Origin of the sequence: Embleya sp. NBC_00888 (assembly GCF_045207655.1) — a bacterium.
In the GTDB taxonomy this organism is placed as follows: Bacteria; Actinomycetota; Actinomycetes; order Streptomycetales; family Streptomycetaceae; genus Embleya.
Map to the genome: position 1 here is coordinate 7085058 of NZ_CP108784.1, position 23784 is coordinate 7108841.

Consider the following 23784-nt stretch of genomic DNA (forward strand, 5'->3'; position numbering starts at 1 on the left):
CAGACTCCGCGAGGAAGGCGACCATGGCGGAGACCCCGGCCCGGCCCAGCTCCCTGATCAACACCGTGTACGGCGCGTTCGTGCGCGGACTCGGTGGCTGGATCTCGATCGCCGACCTGATCGTGCTGATGGGCGAACTCGGCGTGGACGCGCCGGCGGTGCGATCGGCGATCTCGCGGTTGAAGAAGCGCGGCACACTCACGCAGGAGCGGCGGGACGGTACCGGCTATCGGCTCAGCCCGGCGATGGAGTCGATCTTCGACGAGGGCGATCGGCGGATCTTCGGCAACCTGGAGCCGGCTCGGCTCGAGGACGGCTGGGTGCTGGCGATCTTCTCGGTGCCCGAGTCCGAGCGGGCGCATCGGCATCAGTTGCGGTCGCGGTTGACGTGGCTGGGGTTCGGCAACGTGTCGCCCGGTGTGTGGATCGCGCCGGCGCGGTTGCTGGAGGATGCGCGGCGCACTCTGGTTCGGGTCGAACTCGCTGACTACGTACACCTGTTCACCGGCGACGCGGCGTTTGCGGAGCTGGGGTCCGCGGTGGGGGACTGGTGGGACTTCGAGGCGATCGAGGAGCAGTACGCGCTGTTCACCGACGAGTATGGGCCGGCCGCCGCCGAACTCGTGCGGCGTCCGGGGGTGGATCCGGGCGAGGCGTTTCGGACGTATGTTCCGATGCTTACGCAATGGCGGCGGTTGCCGTATCTGGATCCGGGGTTGCCTGCGGAGTTGTTGCCGGCGGATTGGAACGCGGTCGAGGCGCGGAAGGTGTTTTTGGCCCTGCGGTCGCTCCTTGCGGAGGGGGCGGGGCGGCACGTTCGGGAGGTTGCGGGGTTGGCCTCAGTCGCCGGCCGGGCTGATGGGTCGTTGGTCTGACCTCAAGTGCCGGTCGGGCTGGGGTTGGCCTCAAGCGCCGGCCGGGCTGACGGGTTGTTCGTCTGACCTCAAGCGCCGGTCGGGCTGGGGTTGGCCTCAAGCGCCGGCCGGGGCTGAAGTGGTTGGGCTTGGAGTTGGGCTTGGGCGTGGGTCGGGCTGGGGTGGCCTCAAGCGCCGGCCGGGCTGAAGTGGGTGGCCTCAAGCGCCGGCCGGGCTGAAGTGGGTTGGGGTTGGGCTGGGGTGGCTTCAGGCATTGGGTGGGCTGGAGTTGGGCTTGGGGGCCGGCCGGGCCGGTGGGTGGGTTAGACGAGGGTTTTGGTCAGCCAGCGGAAGACGTCGGGGACCATTCGGCGCCAGACGTCGGTGCCGTGGCCGCCGCCCGATATTTCGGCGATGGTGATTGCGGTGGGGGGCTTGGCGATGGATTTGAGGGCTTGGGCGTCGCCGTAGCCGTCGCCCTTTTCGCCGGCCAGGTAGAGGGCGACCTTCGGGGGCTGGGGGGCGTTCTTGAGGATGGTGAGCGGGTTCGAGGACTCGCGGAGGGCCGGGTCCTTCGAGGTGACCGAGTCGGGCTCGCCCTTGGGGTCGTTGTAGCCGGACAGGCTCACGCCCGCGCCATAGCGGTCCGGGTGCAGCAGCGCCATCCGGGTCGCGCAGTGGCCACCGGCCGAGTAGCCCGCGATGGCCCAGTGCTTGGGGTCGGACTCGGCGCGGAAGTTGTCGATCACCATGCGGCGCACGTCGCCGGAGATCCAGGTGTCCGCGTTGGCCTTGCCCGGCACGTCCGCGCAGCCGGTGTCCTCCTGGCCCGCGAGCAGCTTGGTCCGCGGCGAGACCAGGATGAACGGCGCCACCTCGCCCTTGGTCATCAGGGCCTTGAGCTGCTTGTTGACGTCCAGCGTGCCGAACCATGCCTTGGCCGAACCCGGGTAGCCGGGCAGCAGTTCGACCACGGGGAACTTCTTGTTCGCGAACGCCGGGTCCTTGTACTGCGGCGGCAGCCACACGTAGACCTCGGCCTCGACGGCCGACTGCGGACCCTTGAGGGTGGTCTCCTGGACACCTTCGCCCATCTTGCCGTCCGAGGTGGGTTCGAACTTGGTGAGCAGCTTGACCTCGGGCGCGGGCGGCGGCGCCGGCTCGCGGGCCTCGGTCACGTGGCCGCCGCCGGTGCCGAGGAAGTCGTCCCAGGTGTCGTAGAGGCTGTTCGCGTTGTTGACCATCACGAAGACCATCAGGATGGCCGTCGCCTGGCAGGTCACCAGCATGAACAGCCGCGCGACGATCCTGACCGGTTTGGGTCCGGGGATGCGGTTCCACGCGATCATGGCCGCGGCGACGGCGGCGATCGCGAGCACGATGGTCGTTATATAGAAGGGCGTACCGGTCAGGCTCACTGTGGTCTTCCAGGGTGATTCAGCGACGGTCCGGACACGGTCAGTCGGTGGTGGGTGGGGACATGTGTCGGCCGAGCCAGCCGAGCAGGTCGGGGATCATCCGCTTGAAATGTGAGGTGAGATGCCTGCCACCGGGCTGCTCGTAGTACTCGATGCGCACGGGTTGCGCCGCCTTGGCGACGAAGGCCTTGACCAGCCGGACCTCGGCCGGATCCCCGCCGCCCGCGGTCGCGAGCACGTCGATCCCGGCCTTGCCCGCCGCGATGAGCTGATCCGGGCTGTTGGCGAGCCGTTCGGCCTCGTGGCCCTTCCACAGCGGCGAATCCGGGTTGAAGTAGCCGTCGATCGGCACCGCGACCTTGAACTGCTCCGGGTGCCGGAGGGCGAGTTTGACGCTGCAGAACGCGCCCGTGGACGCGCCCATCACACCCCATCCGGCCGGGTCGCGGAGTGTGCGGAAGTTGGCCTTGACCAGGTCGGGGATGTCCTGCGCCATCCAGGTGCCCATCTTCGGCTGACCCGGGATGTCGCTGCACTCCAGGCTGCGCTTCTCGTCCTTCTCCAGGTTCTGCACCGGCATCACCATGATGAACGGATGCGTCCGGCCGGCCTTGGCCTCCTGCACGTTCAGCTCCTGGATCGGCAACTGGTTGTCGGTCCAGGTGTTGTAGCCGTTGCTCTGGCCACCCGCGTACAGGGTGAGCACCGGGAAGCCGTGTTTCGCGTAGGCCGGGTCGTGATATTCCGGCGGCAGCCACACCCACACCTTTCCGGTGACCCCCGACTTGGGGCCGGTGTACGAGGTCATCAGGATCGGCCCGACCGAAGTGGTCGTGGCGGTCGTGAAGTTCGTGGTGGGTCCGGTCGGCGTGACGACCTTGCTCGGCAGCGCGGGCTTCGCGGGCGGGTTCACCGGGTGGCCGCCGGACTGGGTCGGCGCGCTCGTGGACTTGGCGTTCTCCGCCGATGAGTCGCCGGACGAGCCGCACGCGGACGCGGTCACCGCGACGAGTACGGCACCGGCCAGTGCCGTCGCGCGACGACGGCGTGCGGAAAGGGAGTTCAAGGGAAGGGCTCCGGCAGGCGTTCAGGGGGTGGTGCTGTTGACAAAAACGACCCTAACCGGACGGCGAGACGGTCCTTCGACGGCTCTGTAACAGCCGTCCATCGATCGGTGGGACGAAAACAACGTTTTCGTGATTTTACCGTGACCGAATCACTCGTTCGGTCGAGCGCCGAGTGACATTCGGCGACGGCGGGGGTACCGGCGGAGACGCCCCCGACGCCAGACAGGAGTCGCCCTTGTCTCTCACCGCACCCGTTCCGCGACCACCTTCGCCGGATTCGAGCCCGAGTTCGAGGTCGGCACCGATCCCGTCCACCCACGGACTGCGCGCGACGCTCGTGGTGGCGGTCGTGATGTTGCTCCTGATCGCGATCCCGTACCTGCTCAACCGCTCCGTCGTCGGCGCCGCGCCGGTGCACCTCGGCCAGGTGGTCACACTGGGCACGTTCCGGTACCACCCGGCGCCCGGCTGGCAGATCGACCGGGGCGCGTCCCAGGCCGATCTGGTCAGCGTGTTGGTCAAGGGTGCGACGAGGTACCGGCTGACCCCGCTGGGTCGACAATCCTCGGCGGCAAGCGCGTTCAAGGCGGCGGCGCGCCGCTACGAGGCGACCGGGCGCGGGCGAGTCGGTGGCGATCCGGCCTCGGTGACCACCGCGCGCGGGCTCACCGGCCTGGTCGCGCCGATCAGTGGGAACACCGTGGCCGGCACGCTCACCGTGCTGGTCGGCGGCGGCCAGGGGCTGGGCGTCTCGCTCACCGCGCGGCACACCGCGCCGCTGACCGAGGCGATCGCCGACGACGTGGTGACCATGCTCGACTCGGTGGAGGTGGTCGAGTCGTGAGTGTGGCTCCGCTGACCGACCGCCGGGGCCGGCGGGACGCGGGCAGCATCGTGCGGCCGGCGAGTGCGGCGTTCTGGCTGTATCCGATCGTGCTCGCACTGGGCGCGGCGAGCGTGGTGCCCAACTTCATCCGGCTGTCCTCGGCGGCACCCTCCGGGGCGCTCGTACTGAGCGTGGTCATCCACACGATGTGGCTGATCCCGGCGCTCGCGGTGATCACCCATCTGGACCTGTTCGAGCGCGAACCGCTGTCGTTCTGCGTGGCCGCCGTGTTGTGGGGCGCCGTGGTGGCGACCGGCTTCGCGCTCGTGGCCAACGACAACGTGCTCAGCTATCTGTCCAAGCTGGATCCCGCGTTCGCCACCGACTGGGGCGCCTCGATCTCGGCGCCGATCGTCGAGGAGACGCTCAAGCTGCTCGGCGTGGTGGTGCTGATCCTGATCAACCGACGAGTCTTCGAGAGCGTGCTCGACGGCTTCGTCTTCGGCGCGCTGGTCGGCCTGGGCTTCCAGGTGGTCGAGAACGTGATGTACGCGTTGAACGCCGCGATCCAGGCCGGCGAGACCTGGACCGGCGGGATCGTGGCCAGCTTCTTCGTCCGCGCCATCGTCAACGGGCTGTGGAGCCACGCGGCGTTCACCGCGATGACCGGCGCGGGTGTCGCGTACGTGGTGGTCGGGGTGCGTCGGCCGCTCGGGGTGCGGCTCGCGGCGGCCGGCGCGCTGTACGCGGTCGCGTGGGGCCTGCACTTCGTGAACAACTCGCCGCTCCTGGAGATCGTCCTGGGGCGGACCGACTGGTACCTGACCATCGTGCAGATCGTGCTCAACGGTCTGGTCGTGCTGGCCATCGCGAGCTTCGTCTATCGGCTCGCGGCCCGGCAGGAGTACCGCTGGTTCGCGCACGCCGTGGGCGACGAGCCGGAACTGTTGCCGCTGCGCGAACTGGCCGCGCTCGCCTCGAACAAGACCCGCAAGGAGGCGGTGGAGGCGGCCCGGCGCGAGCACGGCCGCAAGGCGGCCCGGGCGCAGAGCCGGTTGCAGCGCGCCCAGCTCGGCTACGGCGTCGCGCTGGCCAGGTCCACCGATCCGGACAACGACCCGGGTGTGGCCCGCTGGCACCGCCGGATCGACCGGGCTCGGGCCCAGGTGGTGGCCGCCGACGCGGAACCGCCCGACGCTCCCGACGCGCCGACGGCACACGCGACGGTGCGCGGCGAACCCGACGCGCCGTAGCGCGCGTCGTCGGAGCCCGCGCTCGGTCGGGGGTGGCAGCCGGCAGCCGGCAGCCGGCAGCCGGGAGCCGACTCCGGCGCCGAACCGGCCGTCGATGCCGGACCCGGCACCGCTGCCGACGCGTGCGGGCTTCGCCCGGCCGAGTCAGCGGCAGGTGCGCGAGTCCGGCGCGGTGCCGGCATCGGTCTGCCGAGGCCATTCGGTGTCCGGTGACCACTCGGCCGCGTCGAGGTCGGCGACGCCGTCCTCGCGCAGCAGGTCCCTGGGGGCGGTGCTGAGGTCGCGACGGCCGAGCGAGCGCACCACCAGGAGCACGGTCAAGCCGAGCAGACACGCGGACACGGCGAGCACGACGAGTCCGTCCATGGCGCTCCTCCCTACCTACATCTATAGGGCAGTTGCCCTCCATGGTCCCGTGCCGAGCCGGAGTTGTGAACCCGACCCGAGATGAACACCGGGCGACGGGTGCCGCGGCCGGCGGTCACCGGGCGTCCGGGGGATTGCCGTCGGCCATGATCCGACGTTGCCGCTCGGTGCCCGTGTCGAAGAACGCGTCGAGGTACTCGCTCGGTTCCAGCGGGCTGTCCCGGGCCAGTGAGAAGACCTCCATACCGTGTCCGACCTGCGCGTCGAACAGTCGGAACGCCTGCGCGAGACCCAGGTATTCGGCGTCGTTCACGTCGCGGGCGTATTCCAGCGCGTCCGCCTCGGCCAGCGCGATGGCCTCGTCCAAGTCGGCGGCGCGCCACAGCGTGATGCGTTCCTCGTAGATGTCCGGCTGATGGCGGAACAGACAGCGCACGGAGTGCCAGGCGGGATCCTCGGCGGGGGTCGGGATGTCAGTCGATTCGGTCACGCGGCCGAGTGTGCCGGCGCCCGGTCACGGGTTCGGCACGTTTGCCGGTCGAAGAGGTACGCCGGCGCTCCCGGAACCGGGCGGACGGTCCCCGGTCGTTGCGTGGTTCGGGCGGGGCGCCCGGTGACAATGGCCGGATGCGCGCACCGATCGAAGCCATGGACCGCAACCTCGCCGAGCACGCGTGCCACCTGCACCGGATCACTCCCGGGATGCGGGTGGACGAGGACGACCGGGTGGTCCTCGCGGACAGCGGTCTGGCGCACGACTCGTACAACATCGTCGCGGGCGCGCGGCTGACCGCCGAGACGGTCGACGCGGCCGTCGAGCGCACGGTGCGCCGAATCGCGGCGACCGGGCGGCCGTTCTCGTGGTGGGTCACCGGGGGATCGCGGCCGACGGATCTGGCCGAGCGGCTGGTGGCGCACGGCCTGCCGGTCAACGAGACCGAGGTGGCGATGTGGGCGCGGTGGACCCGGAGTACGCCCGCCGAGGCCGCGCCGCCGGCCGGGTTGCGGATCGAACCGGTGTGCACGCGCGCGGGGTTGCTCGACTTCGCCGAGGTGTTGTCGACGCTGTGGACGCCGTCCGCGGGTGATGTCGTACGGTTCGTCGAACTGACCGCCGAGGCCGCGCTCGCATCGGCCGCGCGCTACCTGGTGGGGTACCTGGACGACCGGCCGGTGGCCACCGCCGAGGTGTTCGCGCACGCCGGTGTCGCGGGCGTGTACAACATCGCGACGTTGGCCACGCACCGCATGCGCGGGTACGGCGCGGCCCTGACCCGGGCCGCGCTGGACACGGCGGTCGACCAGGGGCATCCGGTCGCGGTGCTCCAGGCGTCTGCGGCCGGCGAACCGGTGTACCGGAAGCTGGGCTTCGAGGCACTCGGGCCGGTCACCGAGCACGCGTTCGCGAGGTGAGCGCGGGCCGAGCGTGAACCGGACGCGGGCCGGCGGCGGGCCGAACGCGGACGGGTGCGGGCCGGACGCGGGCCGGACCGACGCGTCGTCGGACGACGTGCGGCCCGACGACGCGCGGCCCGGTTCGGTCCTACTTGAGCAGTTCCGGGTGCAGGGCCTCGACCATCCGGCGCATCCCGTCCTGCCAGTGCACGGTGGTGCGGCCGGTGATCTCGTGCATCCGGGTCAGGTCCAGCGTGACCGAGTCGATGGTCGCGTCGGTGGCGTTGAACTCCGGCTTCACCCCGGTGAGTTCGGCCAGGTAGCCGCACCATTCCTCGATGCTCACCGGGTCGCTGCCGCCCCAGTTGACCGTGGTGACCTCGGGTGTGGCCGCCGCGAACAGCGCGGGCAGCGTGCCGGCGATGTCGTCCACGTGGATCGGGTGGTAGACGCTCGGGGCGTTGGTGTGCACGTCGACGGGCGCGCCGCCGAGCATCATCTCCAGGTGGATGCCGGGCCAGCCACCGTTGTCGCCGTAGGGCACCGACAGGCGGGCGATCGTGGTCGGCAGCGCGAACCGGCGCGCACCCCAGCGGGCGGCGCCCTCGGCGGCGATCTTGCAGATGCTGTACGTCTCCAGGAACGACCACACGCCGTGGTTGTCTCCGAGAGAAGCGCTTTCCCTCAGTTCCTTGTGGCCGGCGGGCTGGTAGACGGCGGTGGAGGAACAGTGCAGGAAGGCGCGAGCGGCCTGGTGATGCTCCATCAGGGACAGCACGCCGCCCGCGTTCGCGTCCAGGTCCACGTTCCAGTCGCCGTTCTTGGCCACGGCGAAGTTGACCACGTAGTCGGCGTCGGCGGGCAACCCCGCGACGTCGCCGGCGGCCAGGTCGATCTTCACGCATGTGACGCCGGCGGCCTCCAGACGCTCGCGGGCCTCGTCGTCGTGGAAGCGGGCGGCGCCGTACACGTCGTTGTCCCGGGCGAGGATCTTGGCGACCGGTTCGGCGACTTGGCCGGTGACACCGGTGACGACGATCTTCGCGCCGGTGAGGGTCGATGCCATGGGGACAACCTCCGTGCGGGTCGCTGCGCTGTGCGTGGGGGCCGGATTCCGCCGCGAGTTCGACGGACGCCGGTGGGGCCGGGTGGGTTCGGCCCGCGGTCGTGGTGTCCGGTGCACGGATCGTCCGAGGACGCCGGGCGGCCGGGTGTGCCGGCACGTTAGTGCAGGATGCGATCAGGGGGAAGGGAGGGAACGAGGGGCTTCCCTTATCTGCGGACGAATGCGGAACGGGTGCTCTCGGTTGGGCGTCTTCGGACGCGGGGGGATCGACGTTCGGGGGCAGCCATGAGTGTGACGGGGCACTGCCGACTGTGTGGGACTCCGGTGGCGGACGAGCGCCACGGATACTGCGAGGGACCGCTGTGCGGGGCCGATCTGGCCGGGCAGCGGGTGGGCGATCCGGCCCTCGCGGTGCAGGTCGGATTCGAACGGGCGCGGATCGCGGCCACCCCCGGGGAGGTGGTGGAGGCCCGGTTGGTGGTGCGCAATCGCGGGGGCGGGGCCGAGCGGTTCCGGGTCCGGGTGTTCGACCAGGAGCGGGTCGCGGTGGTGGAGCCGGAGCCGGGCGCGCCGATCGGCCCGGGCGCGGAGGTGGTGTGGACCGTGCGCTATCGGGTCCCGCGCGAGGGTGGTCCGATCGGCGCGGGGGCGTTCGCCGGCACGGCCGGGCCGTACCACGCGGCGGTGCGGGCCGAGGCGGTACGCGACGGGCGGGTGGGCGCGGCGGCGGTGCTCGACATACGCGTTCGCGACGATGCCGACCGGGCCGGGCCGGAGTCGGGCGGTGACCGGGCGCTCAGCGTGCCCAGTCGGGTGCATGGCGCGCGACCAGGCTCCGCCAGGCGGGGACGCCGCCCTTGAGCGGCCAGGCCCGGGTCGGGCCGTAGCCCTGTCGCAGCCGGTGCAGGTCGCGGGCGAGTTGCAGGCCCGCGTCCCGTACCGCGTTCGCACCGGCGTCGGGAGCCGCGGTGATCGATGCCATCCGCTGCTCGTAGCCGCCCACCGGGCCCTCCACATAGGCGTCGTACGCCATCGGGCGGGACAACACCAACAGCGGCGGCACCCGGTGCTCCGCGATCGACGCGGCGAGCCGATCGTGCCCGTCCAGCACCACGTGGGTCTGGAGCACGCTGATCCACCACACCAGCACCGGTGGCAGCGAGCCGTCCCGCACCTGTTTGCGGTACGCCTTGACCCGACCGTGCTCGGCCGGCGAGAGCGCGCGCAGCGGCAGGATCTCCCAGTAGTCCGAGGTGTGCGCGTTGAAGTCGATCCGCCCACCGGGTCGGGTGGGCATCGTCGGCGCGGCGAACGCCGGAAAGCGCAGCCGGGTGCGATCCATGTCCCGCGACAACACCCACGCGCCGCCGTACAGGGGACCGCCCGCGGCCAGCTCGTCCGCCATGCGGTGGGCCCAACGCGCGTACCAGGTCCGGTCGTCCGCGCTGCCCAGGGCACGCGCGTCGGCGGCGCGCAGCGGTGCCGGCGAGGAGTGGAGCGGGGCCGGACAGTGGTAGTCCACGCCGTAGCACTGCGGGTCGATCTCGCCGAGCAGGAGCGGTGGCGCGTCGGCGTCCGCGGCCGACTCGTCGACCAGGACGAGATTGCGGTTCCCGGCCACCGACAGGCGCAGCGACGGTCGCGCGGACTCGGGTACATCCAGGCGCAGCGCGTCCCATTCGCCACCCGGGCGGGTGAGATTCGTGCGATCCATGCGGTGATCCTAGGACGGCCGGCAACATGTCCGGAATGAAGGCATCGCTGTGGTTCACCTGGACCCTTTCGGGTTCCGGCTGGGCCGACTGCACCATCGCCGACATCGCCGGGGAGGCGCAGTTGGTCGTCTCCTACATCACCGACGCGCCCGCGGAACTGATCGGCGCGGCGACCCGGCTCGCGCTCGGCGAACCGGGCGACCACAAGGTGATGTTCGAGGCCGAACCCAACGGCTATCTGTGGCACCTGAGCCCGGACGGCGACGCGGTGGACATCAGGATCGTCGAATACGCCGACGCGTCGATGCGCAACCGGCCCGGCGAGGTGTTGTGGGAGGCAAGCCACCCGATCGAACTGCTCGCGCGGAGCGTGTTGCGCGGATTCGACCGGGTGGACTTCGACCTCGGCGAGGACCGCTGGTACGCGGACTGGCGGCGGCCGTTCCCCCGTCGCGAGTTGGAGGCCCTGCGCACGGCTTGGCACAAGCTCCGGTTGTGAGCGCGCGTCGCGCGCCGGGGCGTCGAATTTCCGCGAGCAGGGGTGGTCGGGTGGAGCCGTGGTGCGACGCTTGGGCGCATGACCGCGCCTCGTGATCCATCCGCTCCGGACGTGACCATCCATACCGGCGGCGCGCTGTGGCCCACGCCGGGGCAGTTGCGGGCCGAACTCCCGGAGGGGGCGCGGGAGGAGTTCGAGGTCGAGTACGGCCGGGCCCTGGACCACGCGCGCGGCGGGGGCGATCCGACCCTGCTCGCGCACGTGTTGGTTCCGCGGCAGTGGCGGCTCGTGCATCACCGGAACGGCGACTACGAGGCCGTGTTGGAGCGGGCCCGGCGGATCCGGGAGGGCGATCTGTCCGGGGTCGTCCGGCCCCGGGTGGATCGGCTGTTCCGGGCGCAGTGGTGAGCTATGGCGTCGAGTACCACGTCGAGGCCGAGGCGATTCGGCGCACTCTGCCGACCGCCGCCCGCCGGGCCTGGGTCGAGCTGGAGCGGCGACTGCGCCACGACCCGTGGAACGCGGGCGCGCGGATGAGCGGTGGTCTCAAGGACACCCTGGAGGCGGCCTTCGCGGCGCACGGCTTCGCGACGTACATCGTGCAGGAGAACCGGGTGATGGTGAGTGTGATCAATCTGGTGTGGATCGGGTGACGGGTGGCTCGGTCGGCTCGGGCGGCTCGTTTCCCGGGTCTCCTGGCTTCCCTGGCTTGTCTCGCTCGGCTCGGCGGTTCGATCGGCTCAGTCTGCCTTGAGGGTGAAGTGGTGGGTCGGGAAGGTCAGCGGGATGTCGGTCGCGCCGGTCGGGCAGGCCGCGCGCAGAGTGCCGGTCGGGGTCAGGGCGAGAGTGCCGGTGCGGAAGGACTCCGGTACCTGGAAGGCGAGTTCGACCGAGGCGGCGTAGAGGTCCGGCTGCGGGGAGGCGTTCAGAACCGGGACGCGGCGGCCGTCGGGCAGCCGCAGCACCACCTCGTCGGCGAGCTTGTGGCCGTAGGCGAAGGTACAGTCGGCCGGGTCTGCACCGGAGGCGGAGGCCGAGGCGGAGTCGGGAACGGAGCCGGAGCCGGAGCCGGGAAGGGCCGTCGGACGCAGGGCCGCGTGCAGGCCGATCAGGACGAACATCGTGCCCTTCGGGGCGGTGCCGACCCTGGGCAGTCGGTCGGTGATCCGCGGCGGTTCGGGCGAGGTGGTGACGCCCACCGCCACCTCGAAGCTGATCGACCGGCCCTGCCACGGGACCGTGGCGGACACGACGCCGTCGGTGTAGCCGGTGACGGCTCGGTCCGGGGCCGCGGCCGCGGTGTCGCCGCACGCCGCGCAGCCGGCGGCGGCGAGCAGGGCAAGGGCCGACAGTTGCACCGTGCCGCGTCGCGCGGGCACATTCGGCCGTCGCCTGGGCACGCGGTTCCTCCTCGATCCTGGTCGCCGTCCATGCAAGCAGGGGTTCGGCCGAGGGGACACCTTTGCGGGTGGATCGGCGGGAAGTCCCTCACCGGGCACGGCCCGGCGCACGAGCGGCGGACGCCCGGAAGGCCGAGCCGGTGGGCGGGGCGCCGGGACGGCGGTTTCCCGGTGTCATATCGTCTGGAATCCGTCGCTCACAGCGCCGGGGGAACGGGAACGGGAGAAAGCGAACGATGACGGAGCACGAACTTCTTGCCGAACGCTTCGAGGAGAACCGCAGCCACCTGCGGGCGGTGGCGTACCGCATGCTCGGCTCGCTCAGTGAGGCGGAGGACGCCGTCCAGGAGGCCTGGCTGCGCCTGGACCGCTCCGACATCAGCGATGTGCACAACCTCGGCGGCTGGCTGACCACGGTGGTCGGGCGGGTCTGCCTGGACATGCTGCGCTCGCGCAAGTCCCGGCGCGAGGACATGTGGGACACGCACGTGCCGGACCCGATCGTCTCGCACGCGGAGGGGGCCGATCCCGAGGAACTCGCGGTCCTCGCCGACTCGGTCGGGCTGGCGATGCTGGTCGTGCTGGACACGCTGCCGCCCGCCGAGCGGCTCGCCTTCGTGCTGCACGACATGTTCGCGATGCCGTTCGACGACATCGCGCCGATCGTGGACAAGTCGACCGCGGCGACCCGGCAGCTCGCCAGCCGTGCCCGGCGTCGGGTGCGGGGCGCGGCGCCGGAGCCGGACCTGCCGCGTCAGCGCCGGGTCGTGGACGCCTTCCTGGCCGCCTCCCGGGCCGGCGACTTCCAGGCCCTGCTGGACCTGCTCGACCCCGACGTCCTGCTCCGCGCCGACGCCGGCGGCGGCCCGATCGGTGTCTCCCAACTGGTCCGCGGCGCCCGCGCGGTGGTCGAGCAGGCGCTCAGCTTCGCGCGCTTCGCGCAGTACGCCCGACCCGTGCTCGTCAACGGCGCTCCGGGCCTGCTGAACGCGCCGGGCGGCAAGGCGTTCGGGGTGATGGACTTCACCATCGTGGGTGACAAGATCGTCGAGATCAACATCCTCGCCGACCCCACCCGCCTGGCCCGTCCGGACATCAAGGACGTGGTCGGACCGGGCGACCCGGCCGAGTTGCGCGCCCTGGGGCTGCCCACGGAGTAGGCGCGAGGCAACCGGGAGGGTTCGCGCGCGAGCGGGTCGGCAACGGAGCGTCGCCGACCCGTTCGCGGCGGCTCGGTTCGGCTCGGTCCGTGTCGGCTCGGTCGGGCTACCCCGGTGTGCCGGGGGTGATCAGGCCGCTCTCGTACGCGAAGACCACCGCCTGGGCGCGGTCGCGCAGGTCGAGCTTGTCCAGGATCCGGCTCACGTGCGTCTTGACCGTCTGTTCGGCGAGCACGAGGTGGGCGGCGATCTCGCCGTTGGAGCGGCCCTGCGCGATCAGCCCGAGCACCTCGGTCTCGCGCGGGGTGAGGGTGCCCAGGCGGGTCGAACTCGCGCGCGTGATGGGCCGGTTGCGGGCGAAGTCGGCGATCAGCCGACGGGTGATCGAGGGCGCCAGGAGCGCGTCCCCGGCCGCGACGATGCGCACCGCGGCGATCAGCTCGGCGGGGGAGGCGTCCTTGAGCAGGAAGCCGCTCGCACCCGCGCGCAGCGCCTCGTACACGTAGTCGTCGATGTCGAACGTGGTCAGCATCAACACCCTCGGCATCGCGTCGAACGCGTCGGGTGCGCCGAGCAGTTCGCGGGTCGCGGCCAGGCCGTCCAGGATCGGCATCCGCACGTCCATCAGGACCACGTCCGGCCGGGTCTCCCGGGCCAGGCGGACCGCCTCGCGCCCGTCGGCGGCCTCGCCGACCACCTCCAGGTCCGGTTGGGCGGCGAGCAGCGCGGCGAAGCCGGCACGGATCATCGCCTGGTCGTCGGCGATCACTACGGTGGTCATGCCGCTCCGGGGGTGATCGGGGCCGACGTGGCGTCGGCCGGCGGTAGGGGAAGCATGGCAGCGACCCGAAAGCCGCCGTCCGGCAACGCCCCGGTGTGCAACTCGCCGGCCAGCATCGCGACCCGCTCGCGCATGCCGATCAGGCCCTGGCCGGTGCCGGTCGGGCCGGAGCCCTCGACCGGCCCGCGCGGCTCCACGGGCCTGCCGGCCGCTCCGGGCGCGGAGTTGACCACGGTCAGCCGCAGCGCCGAGGCGTCCGCGGCCACGGTGACCCGTACCGAGGCGCCCGGCGCGTGTCGGACCACGTTGCTGAGCGACTCCTGGATCAACCGGTACGCGGAGAGTTGTACGCCCACCGGGATCCGGTCCGGCGCGGGCACGGAGTCCTCGATCGACAGGTGCGCCTCCAGGCCGGCCCGATGCGCGGTCTCGATCAGTACGGGCAGTTCGGCCAGGCCCGGTTGCGGGCTGTGCTCGGCGCCGGCGTCCGCGTCCTGGCGCAGCACGTGCAGCAGGCGGCGCATCTCGGTGAGCGAGCGGCGTGCCTCGGCGGCGATCGTGCCGAACTCGGTGACGGCCGCGGGCGGCAGGTCGGCGATGCGATACGGCGCACTGTCCGCCTGCACGGTGATCACCGACATGTGGTGGGCCACCACATCGTGCAACTCGCGGGCGATCCTGGTGCGTTCTTCCAGGAGGGTGCGCCGGGCGTGTTCGGCCTGGCTGATCTCCTCGACCCGGACCAGTCGGCGCTGCACGGCACTTCGGCTGCCGATCGCCTCGGCGGTGAGCGGGGCGAGGGCGGACAGGATGGCTATCGGCAGCAGTTCGTCGACGTCGATCGGACTGCGGGCGAGCAGCAGCACCGTGCCGGCCGCGAGCAGCACCAGCCACAGGACGACCAGCACCCGACGCGGCGCCCGCAGCGCGATCACGCTCAGTACGACCACCAGCGAGAACACCGAGGTCACCGCCCACGGCCACGGTTCGGAGTCGGACACCGGGTGGGTCGGCACCGCCGTCGCGATCGCCGCGGCCAGCGCCAACCACCAGGCCGCCAGCGGGCGATACAGGCACAGCAGCACCGGGACCGCGCGGGCGATGGCGGAGACGGTCGCGCCCGCGGCCGACACGTCGTAGTGCTGGTACAGGTCGAGCCAACCGGCCACGCCGATCAGCAGCGCGGTCAGCGACAACACCCGCCTCGCGCGGCGGGTGTGCGGCAGCGGGGCCACCGAGTCCAAGGACAACGCCTCGCGCAGCGCGGCCAGGACGGTCGGCAGTCGAACGATCTTCACGGTTGGTGATGCTATGCCCGGATGGACCGATCGGTCGGGCGGGGCGAGGGCGGTGTCCATCACGGTCTCCGGGGCGGGAGCGGGAGCGGGCGAGCGGGTGCCTGCGTGGCGGTCAGGTCGGCTGCCCGAACGTTCGGCGGGCCACGGTCGCCTGCACGTCGGTGAGCGCCTTGATCAGGCACAGGCACACCGCGAAGAAGGCGAGGCCGCCGATCGCGTGCACGGCCCAGACACCGGCCAGGGTCGGCCCGCCCCATGCGTCGTGGTAGTCGGTGTCGCCGTACCAGATCGGGTAGGTCAGGTTGCGCAGCGTGTTGCCGTACGCGTACCCGGCCAGGACCAGTGTCGGGATGCCCAGTGCGGTGTCGAGCACGCCGTCCCGGAGCACCCGGAGCGTGCCGGGGTTGGGCCGCCCGGTCGTCTCGTCCGACTCCGTGTCCAGGAACCGCCGGGCCGCCGCGAGCCGTACGCGGGCCGCGCGGGCGGGCCGGCCGCCGAGCACCAGGCCGATGCTCAGCAGGCCGAGCGGCAGCGCGATCAGCGCGTACATCGAGCGCCGACCGGCCTCGCGCACCGAACCGGGCGCGAAGCGGCGGATCGTGCGGCGCGTCGTGCGCCGGCTCGGGGTGCGGGCGAGGGGCGCGGCGGCGGGGCGAGCGGTCGTGGATGTCATGGCGGAGTCCTCGGGGATGTGCCCGCGAGGCTTGCGGGCGGGGCGATACCGGCACGGGTGCGGCCGGTTTCGGCGTGTTCCCCAAGGTAGGAGTCGGGCCCGGCGGAGGGCATCACACCGCGGCGCCAACTCCGCAGTGATACCCCGGTAGGGGGTCGGGGCCTGCGCGGCGGGGCCGAGGGCGCCGACGCGACGGCGCTCCGGAGTCGGCGTGCTCGAACCCGCGTCGGTGCCGCGGTCGAAGGCCGGGAAACGGCGCGACCGCCGGGTCGACGACCCGGCGGCCCGGTCCGGCCGCACTGTGCCGGGAGAAGCAGGCGGCCCGCCGAGATCGAGGCGGCCGCGGAGACCGGGACTCTGGGCCCCGTACATTTCACTGCCCTTGAAGGCTCCATGGAGTATCCGCGGCCTGCGCACCGGAAGGCCGCGGAAACCGTAGCGTGGCCCGCCGGTTCGGGGCCAGGCGATTTCCTCCGGCGGGCCGGTCCACCCGGCTGCTCGGCCGGTACCGCTCCGCCGGCCGAGCACTTCGCGCGCGCTCCCGGGCCGATCGCGGTGCGCCGGGGTCAGCCCCGGCGACGTCCGAACCCGATGGTCAGGACGAGGGCACCTGAGTCTCGGCGTCCTTCTTGGCGTAGTGCTCGCGCTCGCGCCGGTCCGCGCGCAGGATGCCGCGGATCACGAAGGTGAAGCCGACCGCCACGACGAGGAAAGGGGTGAGTTCGGCGAGGGCGCCGAGGGCGTTCAACACGATGACTCCCAAAGGTGGTGCAGCCGGCCGACCACGCCACCGGCGACACCGATCGCGCGAACCGGACCCGGCTCGCTCCGCCGTTCGTCCGCCGAACGGCGCCACAACACTACCGTCCGCCCCCGCGTCAACCGCCGGCGACCACCGGTCCACCGCGGGTGGCGCCGGCGTGGACCGCTACGACGCCGGGCGCACTCCTTGCGGTCAACGCGGGCCGCCGGCGGCCTCGGTGAAGCGGCGCAGGTCCTCGACGTGCGCACCCCAGCCGTCACGGTGCGCGGCGGCCAGGCTCGGGCCGTCCTGGAGCCGACTCCAGCCGGTCTCGCGGACCCGGATCTGGGTGCCCGGACGGGCCCGGGCCAGCTCGATGGTCACCGTCGTGGACACCGCCCAGTCGTCGTCGGCCCAGGTGAAGCGCAGCAGGCGGCACGGTTCCAGCGCCCGGACCCGGCCGGTGGTCAACCGGGCCTCGCCGTCCGCTCCGCTCCAGCGCTCGCTGAGCCGACCGTCGACCCGCGCGTCCAGGTCGAGATAACGCCACCACATCGCGCGCCTGTCCGCGTCCACGAGGGCATGCCAGACCGCCTCGGCGGGCGCGGCGATCACGACACTGACCTCGACGAGCGGTTCACGGACCATTCACCAACGGTAGATCTCGTCAACGCCCGCGTCAGCCTGCCAACGGTCCGCGAAAGGTCCGCTGAAGGTCAAGACTGCGCCGTGCGCGCGCCCTGTGCGCCTCCTCGGCCGAAGCCCGCCGCCCGAGCGGGCGGACACCGGGCGCGAAGACGGACGAATGACCGAAAGTTCGGCTTTGTCGAGAATGCGATTCGGCCTGAAACGTCCGCCGCCCGGCACCGCTACACCCATCCGTGAATCGTTCGATTGGCGATCACCTCGGATGGGGAACGCACAGCCACAGGTGCGTATCGCGCATCGCCGGCCACCGGGAGGAATCCGCCCATGCCCCACCCGCCGATCGCAGCTCTGCGAAGCGCGTTCACCGCGTCCGCCAAACCGGGCAGCGAGGACTGGCCCACGCTCGCCGACTTCACCGCGTTCGCCGCCGCCGGCCGCGCCTGCGGCCGAGCGCCGCTGATCGGCCTGCCCGGCTGGACCTGCGACGACGCCGCGCGGGTCCTGGCGCTGGCCGAATTGGCCGCGCGTACGCCCGAGTGCGACCTGTCCGCGCACCTGCGCACCCTGTACTGGCGCGGCGACGCGCACGAACGTCGGGCCGTGTTGCGGGCCTTGCCCTACCTCGCGGTGTCCGAGCGTGATCCGGCCCTGGCCGGCGCGCTCGTCGAGGACGCGCTGCGCACCGGCGACCCGCAACTGATCGCCGCCGCCCGCTTCGCGGAGGTCGTCGCCGGCACGGAAACGGCGGAATCGGCGCGATCGGACGGGTCGCAGGGATCGGATGGTTCGGACGATGCGGACCGGGCGGTGGTGCAGCCGCGCCGGGCGGAACGGTCCGAGCAGGCGGAGCAGTCCGTACAGCCGGTGCAGCCCGGCTAGGCCCTGTCCGGCCGGCGCGGTCCCGGGCCGGCCGACCCGGTGCGGACCCGCCGGTGTGGAGCGAAGCGCACCGGCAGGTCCGCACCGCGTCGGCGACCGGGCACGGTCGCCCGGGTCGGGAGCGCCGACGTCCGCCGGCACGCCGCGGCGGCCGGCCGGGCGCGTGCTCGTGGCGGATCGCCGCGGGTACTTGTGGCGTGCCGGGTGCGCCGGCCGGGCCGGCCGTCGTAGAAGGAGGGGGAGGGCGATGCGACGCAGGAAGGCGTTGGCCGTGCTCGCGACGCCGGCGCTGATCGGCCTGGGAGCGGGCACCGGCCGGGCGGGTGAGCAACCGGTGGCGGAACGCATTGCCGGCGCGCTGGGCGGTGACCTCGAGGTGCGCGGGCGCGAACACGGCTCCGGCTGGACCCGGACCCGGCTGGAAGTACGGGACGCGGCGGTGCCGTTGGTGGTGGACGTGGTCGCCGACACCCGACACCTGCCGCGCCGACTCGTCTACCTGCTGCCCGGCGGCGGCCTCGACTTCTCCTCGAACTTCTTCACCCCCACCGCCCACAACCTCACCCATTACCTGCGTGAACGCGGCTACCTGGTGATCGGCGTCTCGCCGCGCGAGAACGACGCTACGGCCGCCGATCTCGGCGCCGCGTGGGGCCTGGCCGCGCACAAGCGGGACGCGCGCAAGGTGATCGACGCGGTCGACGCGGCGCTGCGGGTGCCCTACGACCTGCTCGGTCACTCCGCCGGCGCCGCGCTCGCGCTCGACCTCGCGGCGGACCGATCGCCCAGGCTGCGCCGGGTGATGGTGCTGGACACCACCGGGCCGTACGAGGGCGAACTCGCGGTACGGGCCGCGCGGACCAGGGCCGCGCTCGACCGCCAACTCGCCGCCGGCACCTACGCGAGCGACCCGGGTCTGAAGGCCCTGCTCGCGCGGGCGGTCGGCGACCCGAACGGCGCCTCGCCGGTACCGCGACCGGTCGACCCGAGCACTCGTTTCACCAACGCGGCACTCGCGCACTTCGCGCTGATCCACACGAACAGCCAGCCGGGGCTTACCAACTGGGTCTACGAACAGGGCTTCGCCGCAGGCGACTTCACCTTCGGGGCGACGCCCGACCGGGACCGGTTCGCGCTCGCGCACGCGCCGCTGTCGGTGTGGGCCGAGGCCGGCGCCCGGTTCGGCGGCGGCCTGATCCCGACCGCGCTGATGCGCGACCTCACCGCGATCCGGGCCGGCGAGGAATCGGTCTATCGCATCGACTGGTCGGCCATCGACGCCGAGGTCACCTGGGTGAACACCGCCCTGGGACGCGGCGACCACCCCCGGGGCGCGGAACTGATCCGGGCCGGCGGCAACCCGAAGGTGAGCTTCACCGTCGTGGCGAACCACGGCCACGGCGACGCGACCTGGAGCGGCACGGCCGACGTCGACGTGTGGCGGCACCTGGTCTGACAAGCGGTCCGGCCGGTTCGGCCGCAGGCGGGTGCGGGCCCGCGCCGCGGCCGAACCCGGCCGGCTCATGGCGCGAGTTCGTCCAGCGCCGTCGACCACGACACGCACAGGGATTCCGCCAGCTCGCCCGGCAGGGCCGTGTCGACCGTGGCGCTCACGTACAACGTGTCCTCGAACGTGCCCAGGAACACCCCCAACGGCACGCCCCGGGGCACGCCGCCGAAGGGGACCGCACCGACCATCGAGGACCCGCGGAACGCGTACGGCCGGCGCAGCCACCCCTGGGCCGGCTCCGCCGCCACGTCCACCTGCCACGGCGACATCGCCGCGCGCAGCCCCCGGCGCACGCCCGATGCCGCGGGCGCCTGTGCGATCAGCGCCAGGCGCCGAGCGGGGTCCGCCTGGTCGCAGGGCAGCCGGACCCGGGTCGGCCGGGCGTGGCTGCCCGGTTCCGCGCGGGGCCGGCCGCCGGCGGCGGACGGTACGAGGGCCCAGACCGGCTTGGGCCCGCGTCGCCACGGGACGCCCGGGCAGTCCCGCAACGCGCCGGTGAGGGCGGCGAGGAACAACGCGTCCGGCTCGGCGCCCGTGTCGTGTACCGCCGCGCGCAGCCGCTTGGCGTCCAGGCCCAGCCAGGCCATCCGACGGGTACCGGTCAGCCCGCGCGTCGCGAACGGCCGCGTGCTCGGCGGAACCAGGCGACGCAGCCGGCCGCCCGCGCCGAGCTCGCCCATCCCGGCCGCGGGCGTCGGAGCGGCGTCGATCGGCTCCACCCCGAACAGGCGCCGACCGACCTCGACCACCGACGCGCCGTCCAGCAGGGACCGATGAGCCTTGAAGACCACCGCCCACTCGTCCGCCGCGTACCCGTGCACGAGCCTGGCCTCCCACAGCGGCCGATCCCGAGGCAGCCGATCCGCGAGCGCCTCGTCGACGGCGGCGCCCAGGCGGTTCACGTCGACCGGGTGCACGTGCACGTGCCGGGCCAGGTCGAGCGCGCCGCGCCGCCGGTACGCGCCGTCCACGCGATAGGCCAGTACCGGCACCCGCCACAGCCGGGCCGCGATTCCCTCGCGCAGGTCCTCGACGCGCGGCGCGAGGCCGCGAAAACGCAGGACGCCGCCGACCTGAAGCGCGTCGACCCGGTCCGCGCGGCCGTGGTCCCGATACACGTTCTCCGCCGCGTCGGCGCGCCGACCGCCGCGGCCGGGCCGGACGCAGTCCACGAGGTAGTCGCGATCCACGCCGATCCTCGAACGCGGCTCACCGAGCAGCGCGCGCACGCCCGAGTCGTCGTAGCCACGACGGTGCGTCAGATACGGCGTGAACGCCGTGTGCGCCTCGGCGAGCCGCTCCACTCCGGTCGGCCGCTCCGGCGGTTCGTCGACGAACCGCAGCCGGACCGGCAGGAATTCGGCGAGCACCTCGCGGACCACCCCGATCGGGACGTCGTGCGGATGCCGTACGTGGTAGACGTCCACGCCCCCGGAACCGGCGAGATCGGCGAGCCGGGTCATCACCCGCGCGGCCTCGTGCACGGGGACGAAATTGAGCCGCCCGTCCGGCGCCGAGGCCAGCCGCAACACCGGCCGCACCCGGCGCGGCAACCGGGCCGCCCAGCCCAGGGCCGCGCAACCTGCGGTCGCCTCCGCGCGTTCGACCATGTACCGCAGAGGGTTTCCGGGCAGACCGGGCCGGTCGGAGACCAGCGTGGTCGGCCGCAGGATCATGGCCGAGCGCCCGCACCGCGCGGCCCAGTCCCGCACGAGCACCTCGGCCTCGTACTTGGACCGCTCGTAGTCGTTCTCGAAACCGCCCGAATCGTCCGGGAGTTCCTCCTTCACCGTGCCATCGCGCCGGCCGCCGGCCACGTACGCGGTGCTGATGTGCAGCACGCGCGGGCGACGCCGGCCGACCTCGGCCAACTCCAGCAGGTGTCGGGTGCCTTCGACGTTGGTCGGGCGCAACTCGGCCAACGGCGCGTCGATCCTGGAATCGCCGGCGCAGTGCCAGATCACGTCGACCGAGTCGGCCAGCGAGGCGAAGTCCGCCCGGGTCAGGCCCAGCCGGGGCAGTGTCAGGTCGGTCTCGACGATCCGCAGCCGTTCGGGGAGTCGCCGCACCAACTCGTCGGGAGCGGCGGAGACTTCCAGAAAGGCCCGAACTCGGTCGATCGCGCCGCGCGAACCCGCGTGGGTCAGGACGGTGATCGTACGGTGCCGGTCGAGCAGTTCGCGGAGCAGATGGAGACCGAGGAATCCGGTGGCTCCGGTGATGGCGACGCGCATGGCTCAGCAAACTCCTTGCAGGTTTTCCCGATTGGCCTGACGAGGCGTCACATCGACGGTGTCGACGCGCGGCGAGTCCGGCCCGATGGCGCGCCGCGCCGGGGCATGCGTGGTCAATGTCTTCCCTGGGACGAGTGGGTTTCGTCAGGACGCTAGTCGCCGGACGGCCGGCACCCGGGCGGTATTGGGCCAACCGGTGTCGGCGTCACCCGATCGGGTTCGCGATCGTGGTCGCGAGATGATGCGGGGCCGACCGTGGTGTCGGCCGTGGTGTCGACCGGGACCCAACGATTGTGCCGTGGTCGGGCGGCCGATACCCCCGAAAGAAGCTTTCTTGACTGTTTTCGCGCGGGGGGACCGGTCGGGGGCACTACGGTCTGGAGCGGGACGAGCGCCCGGGCCGGGCCCGAGGCACGCCAGGACCACAGGGGGCATACGCGGATGGACACTTCCCAGGCCGGGGCCACGGTGGCCGCGGTGGGAGCGATGGATTACGGCAGCCACTGCTGCTTCGTGTCGGCCGACGAGGCGGTGGTCCGGCTCGCGGTGCACAGCTACGTGCGGGACGGGTTGTCCGCCGACGAGCGGGTGATGTGCCTGCTCGGCCGGCGCGATCGATCCTGGCTGATGAGTACGCTGTCCCAAGGACCCACGCGGCCGGCCGAACGCGAGGCCGACGGCTCGCTGGTGGTCGTCGATGTCGGCCGAACACCGCTGTGGGACGGCGAGTTCACGCCCGAGGGGATGGCGCAGACGTTCTTCGCGGCGGTGGATCAGGCGCTCGAGGACGGCTACCGGGGCCTGCGCGTGTGCGGTGACATGACGTGGGGCCGAGCCGGTGGCGTCGGGTACGACGAACTGCACGAGTTCGAGCGGCTCGCCGGTCTGGGCCTGCCCGGCCGCCGGGCGATGGGGATCTGCCTGTACGACCCGCGCGAGTTCAGCTCGGTGCAGATCGACGCCCAGGAACGATTACACCCGATCGTCGCGGGCACCGGGCGCGCCCGGCCGCCCAGCCTCCAGGTCACCGACACGACCAAGGGGCTGCGGCTGATCGGCGAGGCCGACGTGGCGACCCTGGGCCTGTTGGAGGAGGCGTTGCGACGGGCCGCCGCGCAGCCGGGACGCGACCTGGTGGTCGACCTGTCCGCGCTGGAGTTCGCCGACCTGAGCACGATGGAGACGTTGTACCGGGCCGCCGCCGCGCTGGGCCCGCACCGGCGATTGGTCCTGCGCGCCGCCGGGCCGGCCGTACGCAAGGTGGTCGATCTGCTCGGCTGGAGTGGTGCCGGTGGCCTGATCGTGGACGGGGACCGACCGTCCGGCGAGCGTAGTGGGGGAACGCAGTGACCGGCCCGAACCGCGACCGCGCCCGTTCCGGGGGCCCGGTGGAGGTGCTGCCGTTCGGCGCGTCGGACCTGTGCCTGGTGCGTGCCGTGGTGCGTCGGCACGCCGACGCGGTGGGCCTGGCCGACGACCGCCCCGACTGTCTGGTGCTCGCGGTGCACGAGATCGCCGCGTGCGCGGTCACGAACGGCTCGAAGCCGGCCCTGTTGCGGTGTGTGCCCCGGGCGGGCCGGGTGGTCTGTGAGATCCACGCGAGCCGGGACGAACAGAACGGCTGCCGACGGCGGAGCTTTCCGCGGCTGACCGACAAGCACGAGACCCCGGGACGGGGATTGTGGATCGCCCGCGCGTTGTGCGACGAGGTCGAGGTGGCCGAGTGTGCCGAGGGTGTCGTCGTGCGGATCACGATGCACCTGGGCACGTCGGCGGGCGCGGCATCCCCCGAGGCGGGTGGGCGACCCGAGGCGGGTGGGCGAGCGGACGCGGGTGGTCGAGGGGACGTCAGCGGTCGAGTGGACGCGGGTGGTCGAGGGGACGCGGGCGGTCGACCGGAGGTGGAGGAGACCGCGGCGGCATCGGGGCCGACCTCGATCGACCCTGACGGCCGCCGCAATTCGATGGGCCCGCCGCCCGCCGTGTGACACCGTCGGTCG

26 protein-coding genes are annotated in these 23784 nt (G+C 72.5%); 13 read left to right on the forward strand and 13 right to left on the reverse strand.

Annotated features, from left to right (window positions below):
- Positions 1 to 23 precede the first annotated feature (23 nt).
- On the forward strand, positions 24 to 875 hold the full coding sequence (locus OG948_RS30040) for a PaaX family transcriptional regulator C-terminal domain-containing protein (protein ID WP_406299440.1): 852 nt from the start codon (positions 24 to 26) through the stop codon (positions 873 to 875).
- A gap of 302 nt (positions 876 to 1177) precedes the next feature.
- On the opposite strand, the gene OG948_RS30045 is transcribed toward OG948_RS30040, so the two are convergent.
- Together OG948_RS30045 and OG948_RS30050 are read right to left on the reverse strand one after the other, a co-directional pair.
- The gene (locus OG948_RS30045; protein ID WP_406299441.1) at positions 1178 to 2272 is read right to left on the reverse strand and encodes an alpha/beta hydrolase; all 1095 of its coding nucleotides are present in this window, start codon (positions 2270 to 2272) and stop codon (positions 1178 to 1180) included.
- A 40-nt stretch (positions 2273 to 2312) separates the two neighbouring features.
- A complete protein-coding gene (locus tag OG948_RS30050) occupies positions 2313 to 3338 on the reverse strand; it encodes an alpha/beta hydrolase (RefSeq protein WP_406299442.1) in 1026 nt (341 codons plus the stop codon).
- A 236-nt stretch (positions 3339 to 3574) separates the two neighbouring features.
- On the opposite strand from OG948_RS30050, the gene OG948_RS30055 reads away from it, so the two are divergent.
- Positions 3575 to 4183 (forward strand): hypothetical protein, encoded by a 609-nt coding sequence (locus tag OG948_RS30055; RefSeq protein ID WP_406299443.1) that lies wholly within the window; start codon positions 3575 to 3577, stop codon positions 4181 to 4183.
- Positions 4180 to 5418, forward strand: coding sequence for a PrsW family intramembrane metalloprotease (locus tag OG948_RS30060; protein ID WP_406299444.1), 1239 nt, complete (start codon positions 4180 to 4182; stop codon positions 5416 to 5418). The genes OG948_RS30055 and OG948_RS30060 overlap by 4 nt, the downstream gene beginning before the upstream one ends.
- A gap of 144 nt (positions 5419 to 5562) precedes the next feature.
- On the opposite strand, the gene OG948_RS30065 is transcribed toward OG948_RS30060, so the two are convergent.
- A complete protein-coding gene (locus OG948_RS30065) occupies positions 5563 to 5784 on the reverse strand; it encodes a hypothetical protein (protein ID WP_395873885.1) in 222 nt (73 codons plus the stop codon).
- 115 nt (positions 5785 to 5899) lie between these two features.
- Entirely contained in the window at positions 5900 to 6274 is a 375-nt protein-coding gene (locus tag OG948_RS30070) for a hypothetical protein (protein WP_406299445.1), read from the reverse strand.
- 158 nt (positions 6275 to 6432) lie between these two features.
- Here OG948_RS30070 and OG948_RS30075 point away from each other — a divergent pair, with 158 nt between their 5' ends.
- Positions 6433 to 7197 carry a GNAT family N-acetyltransferase gene (locus tag OG948_RS30075; protein WP_406300368.1) on the forward strand — a complete coding sequence of 255 codons (765 nt, stop codon included), beginning with the start codon at positions 6433 to 6435 and terminating at the stop codon, positions 7195 to 7197.
- 130 nt (positions 7198 to 7327) lie between these two features.
- Here the strand turns inward: OG948_RS30075 and OG948_RS30080 are convergent, their stop codons facing one another.
- Positions 7328 to 8245 (reverse strand): NAD-dependent epimerase/dehydratase family protein, encoded by a 918-nt coding sequence (locus tag OG948_RS30080; protein ID WP_406299446.1) that lies wholly within the window; start codon positions 8243 to 8245, stop codon positions 7328 to 7330.
- A gap of 285 nt (positions 8246 to 8530) precedes the next feature.
- Between OG948_RS30080 and OG948_RS30085 the strand changes: the two genes are divergently transcribed.
- On the forward strand, positions 8531 to 9106 hold the full coding sequence (locus OG948_RS30085; protein WP_406299447.1) for a hypothetical protein: 576 nt from the start codon (positions 8531 to 8533) through the stop codon (positions 9104 to 9106).
- On the opposite strand, the gene OG948_RS30090 is transcribed toward OG948_RS30085, so the two are convergent.
- Complete coding sequence (locus OG948_RS30090; RefSeq protein WP_406299448.1) at positions 9042 to 9959, reverse strand: hypothetical protein; 918 nt, start codon at positions 9957 to 9959, stop codon at positions 9042 to 9044. The two genes, OG948_RS30085 and OG948_RS30090, sit on opposite strands and share 65 nt — an antisense overlap.
- A gap of 35 nt (positions 9960 to 9994) precedes the next feature.
- On the opposite strand from OG948_RS30090, the gene OG948_RS30095 reads away from it, so the two are divergent.
- The 3 genes from OG948_RS30095 (at position 9995) to OG948_RS30105 (ending at position 11112) form a co-directional block, all read left to right on the forward strand.
- On the forward strand, positions 9995 to 10459 hold the full coding sequence (locus tag OG948_RS30095) for a hypothetical protein (RefSeq protein ID WP_406299449.1): 465 nt from the start codon (positions 9995 to 9997) through the stop codon (positions 10457 to 10459).
- 78 nt (positions 10460 to 10537) lie between these two features.
- Positions 10538 to 10867 carry a DUF6247 family protein gene (locus OG948_RS30100; protein ID WP_406299450.1) on the forward strand — a complete coding sequence of 110 codons (330 nt, stop codon included), beginning with the start codon at positions 10538 to 10540 and terminating at the stop codon, positions 10865 to 10867.
- Entirely contained in the window at positions 10864 to 11112 is a 249-nt protein-coding gene (locus OG948_RS30105) for a hypothetical protein (RefSeq protein WP_406299451.1), read from the forward strand. The genes OG948_RS30100 and OG948_RS30105 overlap by 4 nt, the downstream gene beginning before the upstream one ends.
- Before the next feature lie 87 nt (positions 11113 to 11199).
- Here OG948_RS30105 and OG948_RS30110 read toward each other — a convergent pair whose 3' ends face one another.
- Positions 11200 to 11859, reverse strand: coding sequence for a hypothetical protein (locus OG948_RS30110; protein ID WP_406299452.1), 660 nt, complete (start codon positions 11857 to 11859; stop codon positions 11200 to 11202).
- A gap of 236 nt (positions 11860 to 12095) precedes the next feature.
- Here OG948_RS30110 and sigJ point away from each other — a divergent pair, with 236 nt between their 5' ends.
- Positions 12096 to 13019 (forward strand): RNA polymerase sigma factor SigJ, encoded by a 924-nt coding sequence (gene sigJ, locus OG948_RS30115; RefSeq protein ID WP_406299453.1) that lies wholly within the window; start codon positions 12096 to 12098, stop codon positions 13017 to 13019.
- 106 nt (positions 13020 to 13125) lie between these two features.
- Here the strand turns inward: sigJ and OG948_RS30120 are convergent, their stop codons facing one another.
- The 5 genes from OG948_RS30120 to OG948_RS30140 all read right to left on the reverse strand — a co-directional run bounded on the left by OG948_RS30120 (position 13126) and on the right by OG948_RS30140 (position 17161).
- Positions 13126 to 13800, reverse strand: a complete 675-nt coding sequence (locus OG948_RS30120) for a response regulator (RefSeq protein ID WP_406299454.1) — start codon at positions 13798 to 13800, stop codon at positions 13126 to 13128.
- Entirely contained in the window at positions 13797 to 15098 is a 1302-nt protein-coding gene (locus OG948_RS30125) for a sensor histidine kinase (protein ID WP_406299455.1), read from the reverse strand. Before OG948_RS30125 ends, OG948_RS30120 begins: the two co-directional genes overlap by 4 nt.
- 112 nt (positions 15099 to 15210) lie before the next feature.
- Entirely contained in the window at positions 15211 to 15771 is a 561-nt protein-coding gene (locus OG948_RS30130; protein WP_406299456.1) for a hypothetical protein, read from the reverse strand.
- A 595-nt stretch (positions 15772 to 16366) separates the two neighbouring features.
- Positions 16367 to 16522 (reverse strand): hypothetical protein, encoded by a 156-nt coding sequence (locus OG948_RS30135; RefSeq protein WP_406299457.1) that lies wholly within the window; start codon positions 16520 to 16522, stop codon positions 16367 to 16369.
- A 204-nt stretch (positions 16523 to 16726) separates the two neighbouring features.
- The gene (locus OG948_RS30140; protein WP_406299458.1) at positions 16727 to 17161 is read right to left on the reverse strand and encodes an SRPBCC domain-containing protein; all 435 of its coding nucleotides are present in this window, start codon (positions 17159 to 17161) and stop codon (positions 16727 to 16729) included.
- 324 nt (positions 17162 to 17485) lie between these two features.
- Here OG948_RS30140 and OG948_RS30145 point away from each other — a divergent pair, with 324 nt between their 5' ends.
- Together OG948_RS30145 and OG948_RS30150 are read left to right on the forward strand one after the other, a co-directional pair.
- The gene (locus tag OG948_RS30145) at positions 17486 to 18040 is read left to right on the forward strand and encodes an EboA domain-containing protein (protein WP_406299459.1); all 555 of its coding nucleotides are present in this window, start codon (positions 17486 to 17488) and stop codon (positions 18038 to 18040) included.
- 247 nt (positions 18041 to 18287) lie between these two features.
- Positions 18288 to 19496: a hypothetical protein gene (locus OG948_RS30150; RefSeq protein WP_406299460.1), complete on the forward strand. Its 1209-nt coding sequence runs from the start codon at positions 18288 to 18290 to the stop codon at positions 19494 to 19496.
- Between the two features lie 65 nt (positions 19497 to 19561).
- Here OG948_RS30150 and OG948_RS30155 read toward each other — a convergent pair whose 3' ends face one another.
- Positions 19562 to 21784, reverse strand: coding sequence for an SDR family oxidoreductase (locus OG948_RS30155; RefSeq protein ID WP_406299461.1), 2223 nt, complete (start codon positions 21782 to 21784; stop codon positions 19562 to 19564).
- A 441-nt stretch (positions 21785 to 22225) separates the two neighbouring features.
- Between OG948_RS30155 and OG948_RS30160 the strand changes: the two genes are divergently transcribed.
- Together OG948_RS30160 and OG948_RS30165 are read left to right on the forward strand one after the other, a co-directional pair.
- A complete protein-coding gene (locus OG948_RS30160; protein ID WP_406299462.1) occupies positions 22226 to 23134 on the forward strand; it encodes an MEDS domain-containing protein in 909 nt (302 codons plus the stop codon).
- Positions 23131 to 23772 carry an ATP-binding protein gene (locus OG948_RS30165; RefSeq protein WP_406299463.1) on the forward strand — a complete coding sequence of 214 codons (642 nt, stop codon included), beginning with the start codon at positions 23131 to 23133 and terminating at the stop codon, positions 23770 to 23772. Before OG948_RS30160 ends, OG948_RS30165 begins: the two co-directional genes overlap by 4 nt.
- Positions 23773 to 23784 lie beyond the last annotated feature (12 nt).

Bases quoted from the DNA above. Each gene is read 5' to 3' on its own strand.
- OG948_RS30090 (WP_406299448.1), bottom strand. From the start codon at position 9,959: ATGGATCGCACGAATCTCACCCGCCCGGGTGGCGAATGGGACGCGCTG.
- OG948_RS30140 (WP_406299458.1), bottom strand. From the start codon at position 17,161: ATGGTCCGTGAACCGCTCGTCGAGGTCAGTGTCGTGATCGCCGCGCCC.
- OG948_RS30085 (WP_406299447.1), top strand. From the start codon at position 8,531: ATGAGTGTGACGGGGCACTGCCGACTGTGTGGGACTCCGGTGGCGGAC.
- sigJ (WP_406299453.1), top strand. From the start codon at position 12,096: ATGACGGAGCACGAACTTCTTGCCGAACGCTTCGAGGAGAACCGCAGC.
- OG948_RS30150 (WP_406299460.1), top strand. From the start codon at position 18,288: ATGCGACGCAGGAAGGCGTTGGCCGTGCTCGCGACGCCGGCGCTGATC.
- OG948_RS30080 (WP_406299446.1), bottom strand. From the start codon at position 8,245: ATGGCATCGACCCTCACCGGCGCGAAGATCGTCGTCACCGGTGTCACC.
- OG948_RS30160 (WP_406299462.1), top strand. From the start codon at position 22,226: ATGGACACTTCCCAGGCCGGGGCCACGGTGGCCGCGGTGGGAGCGATG.
- OG948_RS30065 (WP_395873885.1), bottom strand. From the start codon at position 5,784: ATGGACGGACTCGTCGTGCTCGCCGTGTCCGCGTGTCTGCTCGGCTTG.
- OG948_RS30040 (WP_406299440.1), top strand. From the start codon at position 24: ATGGCGGAGACCCCGGCCCGGCCCAGCTCCCTGATCAACACCGTGTAC.
- OG948_RS30155 (WP_406299461.1), bottom strand. From the start codon at position 21,784: ATGCGCGTCGCCATCACCGGAGCCACCGGATTCCTCGGTCTCCATCTG.
- OG948_RS30100 (WP_406299450.1), top strand. From the start codon at position 10,538: ATGACCGCGCCTCGTGATCCATCCGCTCCGGACGTGACCATCCATACC.
- OG948_RS30075 (WP_406300368.1), top strand. From the start codon at position 6,433: ATGGACCGCAACCTCGCCGAGCACGCGTGCCACCTGCACCGGATCACT.
- OG948_RS30095 (WP_406299449.1), top strand. From the start codon at position 9,995: ATGAAGGCATCGCTGTGGTTCACCTGGACCCTTTCGGGTTCCGGCTGG.
- OG948_RS30145 (WP_406299459.1), top strand. From the start codon at position 17,486: ATGCCCCACCCGCCGATCGCAGCTCTGCGAAGCGCGTTCACCGCGTCC.
- OG948_RS30120 (WP_406299454.1), bottom strand. From the start codon at position 13,800: ATGACCACCGTAGTGATCGCCGACGACCAGGCGATGATCCGTGCCGGC.
- OG948_RS30130 (WP_406299456.1), bottom strand. From the start codon at position 15,771: ATGACATCCACGACCGCTCGCCCCGCCGCCGCGCCCCTCGCCCGCACC.